The 13,951-nt window shown below is 65.7% G+C and carries 15 protein-coding genes; 5 read left to right on the forward strand and 10 right to left on the reverse strand.

What is annotated here, in order from left to right:
- Positions 1-33: 33 nt before the first annotated feature.
- Positions 34-1,515, reverse strand: a complete 1,482-nt coding sequence (locus tag ACOXXX_RS14005; protein WP_422827218.1) for an AMP nucleosidase — start codon at positions 1,513-1,515, stop codon at positions 34-36.
- Here ACOXXX_RS14005 and ACOXXX_RS14010 point away from each other — a divergent pair.
- Both ACOXXX_RS14010 and ACOXXX_RS14015 read left to right on the forward strand, forming a co-directional pair.
- Complete coding sequence (locus ACOXXX_RS14010; protein WP_422827219.1) at positions 1,514-2,596, forward strand: DNA topoisomerase IB; 1,083 nt, start codon at positions 1,514-1,516, stop codon at positions 2,594-2,596. The genes ACOXXX_RS14005 and ACOXXX_RS14010 overlap by 2 nt on opposite strands.
- A 75-nt stretch (positions 2,597-2,671) precedes the next feature.
- The gene (locus ACOXXX_RS14015) at positions 2,672-3,427 is read left to right on the forward strand and encodes a class II aldolase and adducin N-terminal domain-containing protein (protein ID WP_422827220.1); all 756 of its coding nucleotides are present in this window, start codon (positions 2,672-2,674) and stop codon (positions 3,425-3,427) included.
- Between the two features lie 63 nt (positions 3,428-3,490).
- Here ACOXXX_RS14015 and ACOXXX_RS14020 read toward each other — a convergent pair whose 3' ends face one another.
- Together ACOXXX_RS14020 and ACOXXX_RS14025 are read right to left on the reverse strand one after the other, a co-directional pair.
- Positions 3,491-3,976, reverse strand: a complete 486-nt coding sequence (locus ACOXXX_RS14020; RefSeq protein WP_422827221.1) for a transglycosylase SLT domain-containing protein — start codon at positions 3,974-3,976, stop codon at positions 3,491-3,493.
- A gap of 93 nt (positions 3,977-4,069) precedes the next feature.
- A complete protein-coding gene (locus ACOXXX_RS14025) occupies positions 4,070-4,705 on the reverse strand; it encodes a class I SAM-dependent DNA methyltransferase (protein WP_422827222.1) in 636 nt (211 codons plus the stop codon).
- A 118-nt stretch (positions 4,706-4,823) separates the two neighbouring features.
- On the opposite strand from ACOXXX_RS14025, the gene ACOXXX_RS14030 reads away from it, so the two are divergent.
- Positions 4,824-5,684: an SDR family oxidoreductase gene (locus ACOXXX_RS14030; RefSeq protein ID WP_422827223.1), complete on the forward strand. Its 861-nt coding sequence runs from the start codon at positions 4,824-4,826 to the stop codon at positions 5,682-5,684.
- Entirely contained in the window at positions 5,668-6,282 is a 615-nt protein-coding gene (locus ACOXXX_RS14035; protein ID WP_422827224.1) for an exopolysaccharide biosynthesis protein, read from the forward strand. The genes ACOXXX_RS14030 and ACOXXX_RS14035 overlap by 17 nt, the downstream gene beginning before the upstream one ends.
- Before the next feature lie 25 nt (positions 6,283-6,307).
- Here ACOXXX_RS14035 and dxs read toward each other — a convergent pair whose 3' ends face one another.
- From dxs to ACOXXX_RS14065, 6 genes are all read right to left on the reverse strand, one after another.
- Entirely contained in the window at positions 6,308-8,233 is a 1,926-nt protein-coding gene (gene dxs, locus ACOXXX_RS14040) for a 1-deoxy-D-xylulose-5-phosphate synthase (RefSeq protein ID WP_422827225.1), read from the reverse strand.
- Positions 8,234-8,254: 21 nt separating this feature from the next.
- Positions 8,255-9,121 carry a polyprenyl synthetase family protein gene (locus ACOXXX_RS14045; protein ID WP_422827226.1) on the reverse strand — a complete coding sequence of 289 codons (867 nt, stop codon included), beginning with the start codon at positions 9,119-9,121 and terminating at the stop codon, positions 8,255-8,257.
- A 4-nt stretch (positions 9,122-9,125) separates the two neighbouring features.
- Entirely contained in the window at positions 9,126-9,368 is a 243-nt protein-coding gene (locus ACOXXX_RS14050) for an exodeoxyribonuclease VII small subunit (RefSeq protein ID WP_422827227.1), read from the reverse strand.
- Entirely contained in the window at positions 9,365-10,291 is a 927-nt protein-coding gene (locus tag ACOXXX_RS14055; protein ID WP_422827228.1) for a histone deacetylase family protein, read from the reverse strand. The genes ACOXXX_RS14050 and ACOXXX_RS14055 overlap by 4 nt, the downstream gene beginning before the upstream one ends.
- Before the next feature lie 136 nt (positions 10,292-10,427).
- Positions 10,428-11,129 (reverse strand): response regulator, encoded by a 702-nt coding sequence (locus tag ACOXXX_RS14060; RefSeq protein WP_422827229.1) that lies wholly within the window; start codon positions 11,127-11,129, stop codon positions 10,428-10,430.
- Complete coding sequence (locus ACOXXX_RS14065; RefSeq protein WP_422827230.1) at positions 11,116-11,637, reverse strand: MarR family winged helix-turn-helix transcriptional regulator; 522 nt, start codon at positions 11,635-11,637, stop codon at positions 11,116-11,118. The genes ACOXXX_RS14060 and ACOXXX_RS14065 overlap by 14 nt, the downstream gene beginning before the upstream one ends.
- A gap of 161 nt (positions 11,638-11,798) precedes the next feature.
- Between ACOXXX_RS14065 and ACOXXX_RS14070 the strand changes: the two genes are divergently transcribed.
- Positions 11,799-12,668, forward strand: coding sequence for a branched-chain amino acid aminotransferase (locus ACOXXX_RS14070; RefSeq protein ID WP_422827231.1), 870 nt, complete (start codon positions 11,799-11,801; stop codon positions 12,666-12,668).
- 94 nt (positions 12,669-12,762) lie between these two features.
- Here the strand turns inward: ACOXXX_RS14070 and ACOXXX_RS14075 are convergent, their stop codons facing one another.
- Positions 12,763-13,950, reverse strand: a complete 1,188-nt coding sequence (locus tag ACOXXX_RS14075; RefSeq protein ID WP_422827232.1) for an ABC transporter permease — start codon at positions 13,948-13,950, stop codon at positions 12,763-12,765.
- Position 13,951 lies beyond the last annotated feature (1 nt).

Here is a 13,951-nt window from a genome sequence, read left to right on the forward strand (position 1 = left end):
CAAAAACGCATGTTTCCTGCGCTTTTCGCCGCGTCAAAGGAAGGCTGTTTCCTCAAAACTACGCAATTTCCGGCTGTGGATGCGTTCCAGCGGCATGTCGCGCAGCCGTTCCATCGCGCGAATGCCGATCATCAGATGCCGCGCGACCTGGGTCTTGTAGAAATCCGACGCCATTCCGGGCAGCTTCAACTCGCCATGCAGCGGCTTGTCGCTGACACACAGCAGGGTTCCGTAGGGCACCCGGAAGCGGAACCCGTTGGCGGCGATCGTGGCACTTTCCATGTCAAGCGCCACGGCGCGCGACTGGCTCAGGCGCTGCACCGGCCCGCGCTGGTCGCGCAGTTCCCAGTTGCGGTTGTCGACCGACGCGACCGTGCCGGTGCGCATGATCCGCTTGAGGTCGTAGCCTTCAAGCTGGGTTTCCTCGGCCACCGCCTTTTCCAGCGCGATCTGGATTTCCGCCAGAGCCGGGATCGGCACCCAGACCGGCAGATCGTCGTCCAACACCCGGTCTTCGCGCAGATAGGCGTGCGCCAGCACGAAATCCCCAAGGCTTTGCGAATTGCGCAGGCCCGCGCAATGCCCGACCATCAGCCAGGCATGCGGGCGCAGCACCGCGATGTGGTCCGTCGCCGTCTTGGCGTTCGACGGGCCCACCCCGATGTTGACCAGCGTGATCCCCGCCCCGCCCTTGCGCTTGAGGTGGTAGGTCGGCATCTGCGGCGTCTTGGGCGTCGGCGGAATCTCGTCGTCGGGGCCGGTGATCTCGACATTGTCGGTACTAACAAAGCTGATGTAGCCGCTGTCGGGATCGGCCAGCATCTTGCGCGCGTAGGCTTCGAATTCGCTGACGTAGAACTGGTAGTTGGTGAACAGGACATGGTTCTGGAAATGCTCGGCATCGGTGGCGGTGTAATGCGCCAGCCGGGCCAGCGAATAATCCACCCGCTGCGCGGTGAAGGGGGCCAGCGGCGCGGCGCCATCCTCGGCCGGTTGCGCCATGCCGTTGACGATGTCGTCGTTCGTGGTGCTGAGGTCCGGCACGTCGAAGACATCGCGCAGGATGAAATCCGCCGCCCCTTCCTGCGGGACGGTGATGCCTTCGCGGTTGGCCACGGCGAAATGCACAGGCATCGGCGTCGTCGACAGGCCGATCTGCACCGACGCGCCGTGGTTGGCGATCAAGAGGCCGATCTGCTGGCGCAGGTAGGCGGCGAAAAGATCGGGCCGGGTGACGCTGGTGGCATGGGTGCCCGGCTCGGACACGTGGCCAAAGCTCAGGCGGCTGTCGACCTTGGCGTAGCTGGTGATGGTGAACCGCACCTCGGGATAGAAGGCGCGGAAGCGCACGCCGGGATGGCCCTCTGCCATGGCGGCGTTGAATCGGTCGCACAGAAAGGTGATCGAGGCATCGTAGAGCGCGATCAGCCGGTCCACCGCCGCATCGGCGGCATCGAACATTTCCGGCGCGGGGGCCTCGGGCGTGACGACCTCAAGACTGATCTGATCCTGCATGAAACTCCCCGCGCGGCTGCTGTCGCGGCAAGGTGACACCAACGCACAGCAGGCGCAAGCGCGCCGCTGCGGGAACCCGGTCCCGCGCCCCGCGTTGCCCTGCATGATGACCCCGACCGACCTTGTCTATTACCCGGATGACCGCCCCGGGATCACCCGGCGGCGTCGCGGTCGCGGCTGGAGCTATACCGCCCCCGACGGGACACATATCGACGACAAGGGCGAACGCGCCCGCATCGACGCGCTGGCCGTCCCACCGGCCTACAGCGACGTCTGGATCTGCCCCGAACCGCTGGGCCACCTGCAGGCCACGGGGCGCGACGCGCGCACGCGCAAGCAATACCGCTACCATCCGGACTGGACCGATTTCCGCGCCCGGGCGAAATACGACGACCTGCCCGCCTTTGGCGCAGCGCTGCCTGCCCTGCGCCGCCGCATCCTGCGCGACCTCCGGGAACGGGAACCGGGCGAACGACAATTTGCCATCGCCGCCCTGCTGGCGCTGCTCGACCGGGCGGCGCTGCGCGTGGGCAGCCCCGACTATGCGCGCCGCAACAAGACCTTCGGGGCCTCGACCCTGCGGCCCAAACACTTCAGCCTGGATGGAGGGGAAATTCGCCTGAGCTACACCGGCAAGGGCGGCGCGCGCATTCGCAGCCGCCTGCGCGACCGCACGCTCAACCGGGTGCTGGGCGCGCTGGACGATTTGGCCGGGCCAACGCTGATCTCCTGGACCGACGACGCGGGCGAAGGTCACGCCGTCACCGCCGGAGAGGTGAACGCGCTGCTGGCAGAGATGACCGGCCAGTCCGGCATCACCGCCAAGACCTTTCGCACCTGGAACGGCAGCGTCGCAGCCCTCGAGGCCGCGCTGTCCAGCGATGGTCCGACCATCAAGGCGCTGTCCGAGGCCGCGTCCGAGCGGTTGCACAACACGCCGACGATTGCGCGCAAATCCTATATCCACCCCGATGTGGTGGCCCTAACCGATGCGCCCGACGACCGGGCCGCGCTGGCCGACGCGCCCGAGATTCGGGGTTTGCGCCGGGCCGAGGCACAGCTTTGCGCCTTATTGGCCTGACCGCTCTGGCCTTTTGCCCCGGGCCGGGCATACTCTGGCGCGGAAACCCGCCCCAGCCCCAAAAGGAGTGTCCCGATGACCCTCACCCAGATGCGCCCCAATATCGACCACTGGCAGGAACGGGTGGACCTTGCCGCCGCCTTCCGCTGGACCGCGCGGCTCAATATGCACGAAGGGGTGGCCAACCACTTTTCCCTGTCGATCAACGACACCGGCACGCGGTTCCTGATGAACCCCAACCAGATGCATTTCGCCCGGATCCGTGCCTCCGACCTGATCGTGGTGGATGCCGAGGATCCCGAAACGCTCAGCGGCCCCAATGCGCCGGACCCCACGGCCTGGGGCCTGCACGGCGGTCTGCACCGGCACTGCCCCCAGGCCCGCTGCGCGATGCATGTGCATTCGATCCATGCCACGGTGCTGGCCTGCCTTGCCGATCCGACGCTGCCGCCGATCGACCAGAACTGCGCCACCTTCTACAACCGCATCGCCTATGACCGCGACTATGGCGGCCTCGCGTTCGAGGACGAAGGCGAACGCTGCGCGCAGCTTTTCACCGATCCCAAGCAAAAGGTCATGGTGATGGGCAATCACGGCATCATGATCATCGGCGACACCGTGGCCGAAACCTTCAACCGGCTCTATTATTTCGAACGCGCCGCCGAAACCTACATCCGCGCGCTGCAGACCGGCCAGCCGCTCAAGGTGCTGAGCGACGAGATCGCGGAAAAGACCGCGCGCGAACTGGAAGAATATCCCGAACAGGACGTGCGGCACCTGGCCGAGCTGAAGGCCATCCTGGATGCCGAAGGGTCGGACTACGCCGCCTGATCTCGTCTTTGGGTCCTTGGCCCTGACATAAGGCCCGTGCGGTCGGGGGTCGCCCCCTCGACCTCAGGACCGCAGGCCGGTTTCCACCAGCATCCCGCGCCGCTTCGCCTCGTAGTAATAGCCGCGGGCGTACCACTTGATTGCGGTGGCGTGATCGCCATCAGACAATAGCCACGCGCCCCGCAGGTACTTCAGCGCGTATTTGAGGTTCGTGTCGGCATCCAGAAGATCGGAGTTCTTGCCCCGGAACCCCATGCTGCGCGCCGTGGCGGGCAGGATCTGCAGCAGCCCGTAGTAGGGGCCGTTGCGCGCCCAGGGACGGTGCGTGCTTTCGCGGATCGCCAGACGGTGCACAAGCGGTCGGGGCAATTCGTAATGGTCGGCCCACTTGTTGATCAGCTGCCGCAGCTCCGGCGTTTCGTTGGGATAAAGCGGCGGGCCCTTGGGCACCGCGACAAAGCTCAGTTCGGGCTGGGGCGTGCCGCTGGCACAGGCGGCCAGGCTCATCAGCAGGCCGGTCATGGCGGCGCGACGGGTCAGGTTGGACATGCTTTTTCCAAAGGCAGTTAACGCTGGGACGGGCTTACCCGATCCGCCGATTCCCGCAACGGGGCGAAAACGACATGCGCCGATTGTCGCCGATCAGCGCAACCGACAGGTGACAATCCGCCCAAGGTCCTGCGCATGGTCGCCTTGCGCACCGGGGCCATAGTTGCGCACGTCGCGCACCTCAAGCGTCGTGATCCGGCCGTCGCGGGCGGCAAGAGCCTCGGCAAAGCCGCCCTCGTCGTAGTGGCGGCGATTGACCGAAATCGCCAGCCAGCCGCCGGGCCGGATGATGCGCAGCACCTCGTCCAGCGCCTCGGCCCCCAGATGACCCGTGGTGAAGGTGCCTGAACTCACCACCCCGGTATAGGCGCCGTTGTCGCAGGGCAGCCCCTGCAGAAGGTCAGCCTCGAACAAGCGGGTGTAAATGCCCTTGCGCTCGGCCACGGCAAGCATCTGCGGCGACAGGTCGGTCGCCTCGATCGGGCCGATGCCCAGGTCGCGCAGCGCCGCGCCACAAAGGCCGGTGCCCGCCCCCACGTCCAGCACCGGGCCCGCGTCAGGCCCGGCAACGTCGAGGTAGGCTTCGGCAACGCGCAGCGGCAGCACGTAGTCCATCTCTCCGGCAAAGCTGCTGTCATAGCTTTCTGCCCAATCGGCATAAAGCGCGCGGTTGTCATCCGCCGATTGCAGGGCATAGGCGGCGTCGAGTCCAGGTTTTTTGTCGGTCATGCGGTGGTCCGAAAAGCGGTTTCTGTCAAAGTTAACAATAATTAACGCCAAGATAGCACCTGATCGCCGTACCGCAACACCTCTTGCATTCCGTGCCGCTTGCCGCCACTTACCCCGCATGACACACCGCCTGCTTTCGCTTGGACATGGATATTCGGCCCGCGCGCTGGCGCGGCTGCTGGTGCCGGAGGGCTGGACCGTGCTGGGCACCACCCGGTCGCCCGACAAGATGGCGGAACTGGCCGACACCGGCGTTACGCCGATCCTTTGGGACAAGGCCGCCTTGATCGACGCGCTCGAGGGTACGACGCATCTGCTGATCTCGGCCGGACCGGACGACGACGGCGACCCGACGCTGCGGCTGATCGCGGACGAGATCGCGGCGCGAGCGCGGCAGTTCTACTGGGCCGGGTATCTATCGACAACCGGCGTCTATGGCGATCACCACGGCGACTGGGTGGACGAATCCACGCCGCTGCACCCCAGCACCGAACGTGGTCAGCGCCGGGTCGAGGCCGAGGCCGCCTGGGGTGCGATTCCCGGCCTGCCGATCCACTTTTTTCGGCTGGCCGGCATCTACGGTCCCGGGCGTGGCCCGTTTGCCAAGGTGCGCACGGGCAATGCCCAGCGGATTGTGAAACCCGGCCAGGTCTTCAGCCGTATCCATGTGGACGACATCGCGCAGGTTCTGGTCGCGTCGATCGCGCAGCCCAACCCTGGCGCGGTCTACAACGTCTGTGACGACGATCCCGCCCCGCCGCAGGACGTGATCGGCTATGCCGCGGAACTGCTGGGCCTGCCGGTGCCCCCGGCCGTGCCCTTCAAAAAGGCCAAGCTGTCGCCGATGGCGCGCAGCTTTTATGCCGAAAGCAAGCGCGTATCGAACGACCGGATCAAGCACGAGCTTGGGATCGATCTGACCTATCCCGACTACCGCGTCGGCTTGCAGGCCCTGTTGACCGATGAAGCCGGACAATAGCAGCGCGCCCGATGGCGCCCCGGTCGACCTCACGCATCTGATCGGCACCCTGTTGCCGGGCGACGGCGATGCCCGCGTTTCCGTGCGCGATGTGCTCAGCCGGATCGGAGATCAGTCCTTTGCCCCGGCGATCCTGGTGCCCGCGCTGGTGCTGGTCTCTCCGATTTCGGCGATTCCGGGGATGCCCACCATCGGCGGGCTGATCATCATGCTGATCACGATACAGAAACTGCTGCACCGCGATCACCTTTGGCTGCCCGATGTCCTGATGCGGCGCAGCGTCACCGCCGACAGGATGCGGCAGGCGCATGATTTCCTTATCCGGCCTGCCCGCTGGGTCGACCGCCATTCGCGCGGGCGGCTGCGGCCCCTGACGATCAAGCCGATGCGGTTTCTCGCGACGCTGGCGATCTTTCTGACCGCGCTCACGTGGCCGTTCCTTGAGATCCTGCCGATGTTCACCTCGGTCAGCGCGCTGGCGGTGTCGCTGCTAACCGTCGGCCTGCTGACCCGCGACGGTGCCTTCATGGCCGCGGGCTACACCGTCATCGGGGGAATCGTGCTGTTCTTTGCGATGATCTGGCAGGGGCTGGTCTGACGGATCGGCCCCGGGGCAACGTCGCCTAGGCGCGTTTGCCGATGCTTTCGACACCCAGCACCGACAGCACCTTTGCCGCGATATCCGCCGCATTGAGCCCCGCCACCGCGTACATATCCGCAGGGCTGGCCTGATCGATGAAGATGTCCGGCAGCACCATCGACCGGTAGCGCAGGCCCGTGTCGAATACGCCTTCCTCGGCCAGAAGCTGTGCGACGTGGCTGCCAAAGCCGCCCACCGCGCCCTCTTCGATGGTGATCAGCGCCTCGTGTTCCCGGGCCAGCGTCAGGATCAGGTCGCGATCCAGCGGCTTGGCAAAGCGGGCATCGGCGACCGTCGGCGTGATCCCTTGGGCGTCCAGCGTTTCGCAGGCGCGCATCACCTCGCCCATCCGGGTGCCGAAAGACAGGATCGCCACGCGCGATCCTTCGCGGATCATCCGGCCCTTGCCGATCTCCAGCACCTCGCCGCGTTCGGGCATCTCGACGCCCTCGCCCTCACCGCGCGGATAGCGAAAGGCGATGGGCCCCTCGTCATGCGCCGCCGCAGTGGCGACCATGTGCTTGAGCTCGGCCTCGTCGGCGGCGGCCATCACCACCATGCCGGGCAGGTTGGCCATATAGGCGATGTCATAGCTGCCCGCATGGGTCGCGCCATCGGCCCCGACCAGCCCGGCCCGGTCGATGGCAAAGCGCACCGGCAGACGCTGGATCGCAACGTCGTGCACGACCTGATCGTATCCGCGTTGCAGGAACGTCGAATACATCGCGCAGAAGGGCCGCATGCCACCCGCCGCCAGCCCGGCGGCAAAGGTGACGCCGTGCTGTTCGGCGATGCCCACATCGAAGCAGCGGCTGGGATAGCGCTCGGCAAAAAGGTTCAGCCCGGTGCCGTCCGGCATCGCGGCGGTGACGGCGCAGATGCGCGGATCGTCGGCGGCGAGGGTCGTGAGTGTCTCGCCGAACACCTTGGTATAGCTGGGCGCGTTGCTGGGCGCCTTGGCCTGCTTGCCGGTGATCACGTCGAACTTGGCCGTGGCGTGGCCCTTGTCGCTGGCCGCCTCGGCCGGGGCGTAGCCCTTGCCCTTTTGCGTCAGCACATGGATCAGGATCGGGCCGGTCGCGCGCTGGCGCACCGTGCGCAGTACCGGCAGCAGCTGGCTCAGATCATGCCCGTCGATGGGGCCGAGGTAGGAAAAGCCCAGCGCCTCGAAGAGGGTGCCGCCGACGGCCATGCCCTTGATCATGTCCTTGGCCCGGCGCGCACCTTCGCGGAACGGTTCCGGCAGCAGGCTGACCGCGCCCTTGGCCGCGGCCTTGAGGTCATGAAACGGCGCTTCGGCATACAGGCGGCTGAGGTAGGATGACATCGCCCCGGTGGGCGGCGCAATCGACATCTCGTTGTCATTGAGGATGACAATCATCCGCTTGTTAAGGCCACCTGCGTTGTTCATCGCCTCATAGGCCATGCCCGCCGACATCGCGCCGTCGCCAATCACCGCGATGGAATCGCCATGCCCGGTGTCGGACGCCCCGCCCAGATCGCGCGCGACGGCAAAGCCAAGCCCCGCGCTGATCGATGTCGAGCTATGCGCCGCGCCGAACGGATCGTAGGGCGATTCAGAGCGTTTGGTGAACCCGCTCAGCCCGTCCTTCTGGCGGATCGTACGCATCCGGTCACGTCGGCCGGTCAGGATCTTGTGCGGATAGGACTGGTGGCTGACATCCCAGATGATCTTGTCGCGCGGCGCGTCGAACACCGCATGCAGCGCCACGGTCAATTCGACCACGCCCAGCCCGGCGCCCAGATGGCCGCCAGTTTCAGACACCGCGGCGATGGTTTCGGCGCGCAGCTCGTGCGCCAGCCGCGACAGCTCTGCATCGGAAAAGCGCTTGAGGTCGGCAGGCGTCTGCACGCGGTCGAGCAACGGGGTCTCTGGCCTGGATGCCATGGTCGGCCCCTCCTTGGGCGATCAGTTCCGGCGGGCGATAACGAAACGCGCCGCCTCCTTCAAGGTTGCGGCTCGCGCGCCATAGCACGATAGCGCATCGCAGGCCTCGGTCACCAGCGCATCGGCGCGACGTTTCGCCCCGTCCAGCCCCAGAAGCGACACGAACGTCGCCTTGCCCGCAGCGGCATCCTTGCCGACGGCCTTGCCGACCTCGGCGGCATCGCCGGTCACGTCAAGAATGTCGTCGGCGATCTGAAACGCGAGGCCAAGAGCGGCGGCGTAGCGGCCCAGCGGCGCGGGATCGGCGCCTGCCAGCCGCGCGCCGGCCTCGGCCGACCAACCGATGAGCGCGCCGGTCTTGCCAGCCTGCAATGCGGTGATCTGCTCTAGCGTCAGCGGTGTGGCAGCGGTTTCCGCGGCGATGTCCAGTGCCTGCCCCAGCACCATGCCCTCGGCCCCCGCGGCGCGCGCGAGGCTCAGCATCAGATTCGCGCGCACCTCGGGCGATCCGACGTTTTCGTGGCCTGCCAGTTCAAACCCCAGCGCCTGCAGGGCATCGCCCACCAGCACCGCGGTGCCGTCGTCCCATTTGCGGTGCACCGTGGGCAGGCCCCGGCGCAGGTCGTCGTCGTCCATGCAGGGCAGATCGTCATGTACCAGCGAATAGGCATGCACCGCCTCGATCGCGGCTGCGGGCCAGATCGCCTGTGTTTCGGGTATGTCGTGCAGCCGCGCCGCCTCGATCACCAGAAAGCCGCGCAGCTTCTTGCCGCCACGCAGTGCATAGCGCATGCCTTGGGTGACCGGCAGATCGGGGCGCGATGCAAGGACCGCCGCAAGATGCGCGTCGATCCGCGTCGCGGTGTCGGTCAGCCTGTCGGTGAACAACGGGTCAGAGCCCTTCGACAGGCGTCGTGCCTTTCGGGTTGCCGTCGCCGTCGAGCGTGATCGCCGCGACCTTTTCCTCGGCCTCCTTGAGCTTGGTCTCGCAGCGTTTCTTGAGCTGCGCGCCGCGTTCGTAAAGGGCAATGGAATCCTCCAGCGCCACATCGCCGCGCTCGAGCTGGCCCACCACCTGCTCAAGCTCTGTCATCGCCTGTTCAAAGCTCATTTCGTCCACCGCCGCACCGGTCATTGCGCTGCCTCCATCAATTCCTGCACATGGGCCTTTCCCGCCGCCGCCAGCGCCTGCAAATCATAGCCCCCCTCAAGTGTCGAGACCACCTTGCCGCCGCAGACCTCTGCGGCGATCGCGCAGATGTGCCGGGTGATCCAGGCGAAATCCGCCGTCGACCAGTTGAGGTTCGCCAAAGGGTCGTCCTGATGCGCGTCGAAGCCGGCCGAGACGATGATTAGCTCGGGCTTGAAATCGCGCAGACGCGGAAAGACCTGGCCTTCGTAGGCGGCGCGCATCTCGGCGCCGCCGCTTTCGGGGGGCAGCGGCACGTTCAGGATGTTGTCATGCGCGCCGCGTTCCGACGGCTGGCCGGTGCCCGGCCAAAGCGGCATCTGCTGGCTTGTCACCGCGAGCGCGCGCGATTCGTTCCAAAGCAGATCCTGTGTGCCGTTGCCGTGATGCACGTCGAAATCCACCACCGCGACCCGGTCGAGCCCTTGCCGTTCGAGCGCGTGTTTCGCCGCGATGGCGGCGGTACCGAACAGGCAGAACCCCATCGCCGTCGCCTTTTCGGCGTGGTGCCCCGGCGGACGCGTGGCGCAGAAGGCGTTGCCGACCTCGCCACCCAGCACCATGTCCACGGCCTTGATCGCCGCCCCGACGCCCCGTCGCGCGGCATTCAGCGATCCGGGCGACATCCAGGTGTCGCCGTCGATCTGGTGAAAGCTCTTGTGCGGCAGCGCATCCTCGAGCCGGTCGAGATAGTGCTGCGGATGCGCCAGCAGAATATCCGCATCCTCGCACAGCGGCGCGGTCATGCGCTTGAGGTCCAGCGGTTCAAGGGCGTGCAGCAGGTGTTCCAGCCGCGCCACGCGTTCGGGGTGCCCGTCGGGGGTGACGTGGGTCAGGCAATCGGCATGGGTCAAAAGGGCTGTCGCCACGGGAACCTCCTACGGGTGTCTTCATCGGTCCGACCGGACCCTAGAGCATGTTGATTTCCGGCGAAACTGGCAGAAAGACATTGTCGCGCGATATCTTTTGTCTACGCCGTGCCGATCGACGACAAAGCGCCCCGCCTCAGTCCGGCGCCAGCATGTAGCCCGCGCCGCGCACGGTCTGCAGATAGCGCGGCTGCTTGGGGTCATCCTCGATCTTGCGGCGGAGGCGGGTGATCTGCACATCTACCGCGCGTTCCTGGCTCTGCCCGCGATCCCGGCCCAGATCCTCGACCAGGCTGGCACGGCTGACGGCCTCTCCGGGGCGGGCGGAAAAGATCTTCATCAGCTGACTTTCGGTTGCGGTCAGACGGACAAGATCGTCGCCGCGCCACATCTCGCCGCGTTCGATGTCATAGCGGATCGGCCCGAGGTTCAGCAGCTTGGGGGCGGCATCCTTGGCGGTCGTGTCGGGCATCCGCCGCAGGATCGCGTTGATCCGCAACAGCAGCTCCTTGGGCTCGAACGGTTTGGCAAGGTAGTCGTCGGCCCCGGCCTCGAGCCCCGCGATGCGGTCCTCGGTCTCGGACTTCGCGGTCAGCAGCAGGATCGGCGTGGCGCTGGTTTCGCGAATGCCGCGCGTCAGGCTCACGCCGTCCTCTCCGGGCATCATGACGTCCAGGACGATCAGGTCGAAATCCAGCCCCGACAGGATCCGCCGGGCATGGGCCGCGTCGCGGGCCGAGGTCACGAGGAAGCCATGCCGGATCAGGAATTTCTGCAGAAGCCCGCGAATGCGTTCATCGTCATCGACAATCAGCAGATGCGCATCATGATCGCTCATCCGACCCTCCCCTGAGGCTGTGGAACTGGCGGCGCATCTCGGGCTCCATCATCGCCTCGAGCACCCGTCGGAACCCGGTCACCGCCTCTGGCCCGGCCTGCCGGAACGCCGCGCGCATGCGCGATCTTTGCGCATCCGACAGCCGCTGCTCAAGCTCCTTGCCGACCTCGGTCAGGAAAAGATGGCGTTCGCGCTTGTCGGTGCGGCCGACGCGGCTTTCGACCAGACCATCCTCGATCAGCGTGCGCAGCACCCGGTTGAGCGATTGCTTGGTCACGCCCAGGATGCTCAGCAGATTGTTGACGGTGGTGCCGGGGGCGCAGTTGATGAAATGGATCGCGCGGTGATGCGCGCGGCCATAGGACATGTCCTGCAGGATCCGGTCGGGATCGGCGGTAAAGCCGCGATAGGCAAAGAACATCGCCTCGATGCCCTGTCGCAGCTGTTCGTCCGTCAGAAACAGAAGCGATTCGCCCCCGTGGCCCTGCAGGTTTTGCCCCTCTGCCATCGCGCCCTCCGGCCTTTGCCCGTTCAAGAGGCACTTTAAGTCAGCCTTGTTGACATTCCAAGCGTGAACTGGTAGCGATTCTCAGTTTTGGCGCAACATTATGTCCGTTTCGGTCCTGATTTGCGCAACAAACGCAAATTTCCAGCCAAAGGGAGAGTGTGATGGCAGGGGGATATGATGACCGTGACGGCAAGATCTGGATGGATGGGCAGCTGGTTGACTGGCGCTCCGCTCAGGTACACCTGCTGACCCATGCCTTGCATTACGCCAGCTCGGTTTTCGAAGGCGAACGCTGCTACAACGGCAAGATCTTCCTGTCGCGCAAGCACACCGAACGGCTGCACTATTCCGCCAGCTGCCTCGATTTCGAAATCCCCTATACGGTCGATGAGATCGAGGCCGCCAAGGCCGAGGTGCTCGCTGCCAACGGTTTGACCGATGCCTATGTGCGCCCTCTCGCCTGGCGCGGCGCGGGCGAGGATATGGGGGTCAGCTCGGCCCGCAACCCGGTGCACCTGGCCATCGCGGTCTGGGGCTGGGGCAACTATTATGGCGATGCCAAGATGAAGGGCGCCAAGCTCGACATCTCGAAATGGAAGCGCCCGTCGCCGGAGACCATCCCGGTGCACGCCAAAGCCGCGGGTCTTTACATGATCTGCACCACCTCCAAGCATGCGGCCGAAGCGAAGGGCTGTTCCGACGCGCTTTTCATGGATTATCGCGGCTACGTGGCCGAGGCGACCGGCGCCAACATCTTTTTCGTCAAGGACGGCGAGGTGCACACGCCCCTGCCCGACTGTTTCTTGAACGGCCTGACCCGCCAGACGGTCATCGGCATGCTCAAGGAAAAGGGCATCACCGTCCACGAACGGCACATCATGCCGGAAGAGCTGGAAGGGTTCGAACAGTGCTGGCTGACCGGTACCGCCGCCGAGGTGACGCCGGTGGGCCAGATCGGCGATTACACTTTCGAGGTTGGCGCCCTGACCCGCGACATCGCCGAAAGCTACGAAAAGATGGTCCGCAGCTGATACGGAACGGCGCGGCTGCCCCGGGGTGCGCCGCGCCGATCCATCATTTGGGCTGAAGGAACCGGCGCGCGTTGGCCCGCCGGTTCTTTTGTGTTCAGCCCGGGCTCATGCCGCGCAAGCGTTCCGACCGGCGGCGCAGGACCTCGACCGTGGCCAGCAGGCAGATCGAGATCGCCACGAGGATCGTCGCCGCCGCAAGGATCGTCGGGCTGATCTGTTCGCGCAGACCGGTGAACATCTGCCACGGCAGCGTCTGCAGTTCGGCCGAGCCGATAAAGAGCACCACGACGACTTCGTCGAAAGAGGTGATGAAGGCGAATAGCCCTCCGGAAATCACCCCCGGCAGGATGAGCGGCATCTGCACCCGGAAGAAGGTCGTGACCGGATCGGCCCCCATGTTGGCGGCGGCCCGCACCAGCGACCGGTCGAACCCGACCAGCGTTGCCGTCACGGTGATGATCACGAAGGGAATGCCCAGCACCGCGTGGGCAAGGACCACACCCCAATACGTGCCAACGATGCCGATCTTGGAGTAGAAGAAGTACATGCCCGTGGCCGAGATGATCAGCGGCACGATCATCGGAGAGATCAGCACCGCCATGATCGCCCGTTTGCCGGGCACATGGCTTTGGCTCAGACCGATCGCGGCCAGTGTGCCCAGGCTGACGGAGATGAACGTCGCCACCGGCGCGATCCGCAGGGAGTTCCAGACCGCACTTGTCCATTCGCTGTTGGTCAGGAAGTCGCGATAGTGCTTGAGGCTGTAGCCGTCGGGATCGAAGCGCAGCATTTCCGGTGTGAAGGTAAAGAAATCCTCGGCGTTGAAGGACAGCGGCATCACCACGATGATCGGCGTGATGAGGAAGATGAAGATCGCGCCGCAGATCACCCGGAAGGCATAGAACCACAGCACCTGGCCGCCGGTCAGATAGGGCACCAGCGGCGCGCGATATCGCCCGTCGCCGATCCAGAAGATGAACCACCCGAAGAACCAGCCGAAAAGCGCCCCCACGACCAGCCCCGGAAGCGCCCCCAGCAGAAAGCCCGCCACCGCGAAGACCGCGATCAGGCCCCAGCGGAAGATCTTTTCCTGTTCGTCGGCCAGAACCTCCGTCGCGATAAAGGCCAGCGCGGCCATCAGCACCGCGCCCCCCAGGATACCCAGCAGGGTCGAGCCCTGCGCGGCGCCCACGAACATGCCGGCAAAGGCGCCGGCCGCGGCCAGCACCGGCAGGGTAAAGCTCATCGGGCGCTTCGAGACGGGTGTGAGTATCGCAACCATG

Origin of the sequence: Thalassococcus sp. BH17M4-6, assembly GCF_049323015.1 — a bacterium.
In the GTDB taxonomy this organism is placed as follows: Bacteria; Pseudomonadota; Alphaproteobacteria; order Rhodobacterales; family Rhodobacteraceae; genus Puniceibacterium.

Bases quoted from the DNA above. Each gene is read 5' to 3' on its own strand.
- ACOXXX_RS14010 (WP_422827219.1), top strand. From the start codon at position 1,514: ATGAAACTCCCCGCGCGGCTGCTGTCGCGGCAAGGTGACACCAACGCA.
- ACOXXX_RS14005 (WP_422827218.1), bottom strand. From the start codon at position 1,515: ATGCAGGATCAGATCAGTCTTGAGGTCGTCACGCCCGAGGCCCCCGCG.
- ACOXXX_RS14015 (WP_422827220.1), top strand. From the start codon at position 2,672: ATGACCCTCACCCAGATGCGCCCCAATATCGACCACTGGCAGGAACGG.
- ACOXXX_RS14020 (WP_422827221.1), bottom strand. From the start codon at position 3,976: ATGTCCAACCTGACCCGTCGCGCCGCCATGACCGGCCTGCTGATGAGC.
- ACOXXX_RS14025 (WP_422827222.1), bottom strand. From the start codon at position 4,705: ATGACCGACAAAAAACCTGGACTCGACGCCGCCTATGCCCTGCAATCG.
- ACOXXX_RS14030 (WP_422827223.1), top strand. From the start codon at position 4,824: ATGACACACCGCCTGCTTTCGCTTGGACATGGATATTCGGCCCGCGCG.
- ACOXXX_RS14035 (WP_422827224.1), top strand. From the start codon at position 5,668: ATGAAGCCGGACAATAGCAGCGCGCCCGATGGCGCCCCGGTCGACCTC.
- dxs (WP_422827225.1), bottom strand. From the start codon at position 8,233: ATGGCATCCAGGCCAGAGACCCCGTTGCTCGACCGCGTGCAGACGCCT.
- ACOXXX_RS14050 (WP_422827227.1), bottom strand. From the start codon at position 9,368: ATGACCGGTGCGGCGGTGGACGAAATGAGCTTTGAACAGGCGATGACA.
- ACOXXX_RS14060 (WP_422827229.1), bottom strand. From the start codon at position 11,129: ATGAGCGATCATGATGCGCATCTGCTGATTGTCGATGACGATGAACGC.
- ACOXXX_RS14065 (WP_422827230.1), bottom strand. From the start codon at position 11,637: ATGGCAGAGGGGCAAAACCTGCAGGGCCACGGGGGCGAATCGCTTCTG.
- ACOXXX_RS14070 (WP_422827231.1), top strand. From the start codon at position 11,799: ATGGCAGGGGGATATGATGACCGTGACGGCAAGATCTGGATGGATGGG.
- ACOXXX_RS14075 (WP_422827232.1), bottom strand. From the start codon at position 13,950: ATGGTTGCGATACTCACACCCGTCTCGAAGCGCCCGATGAGCTTTACC.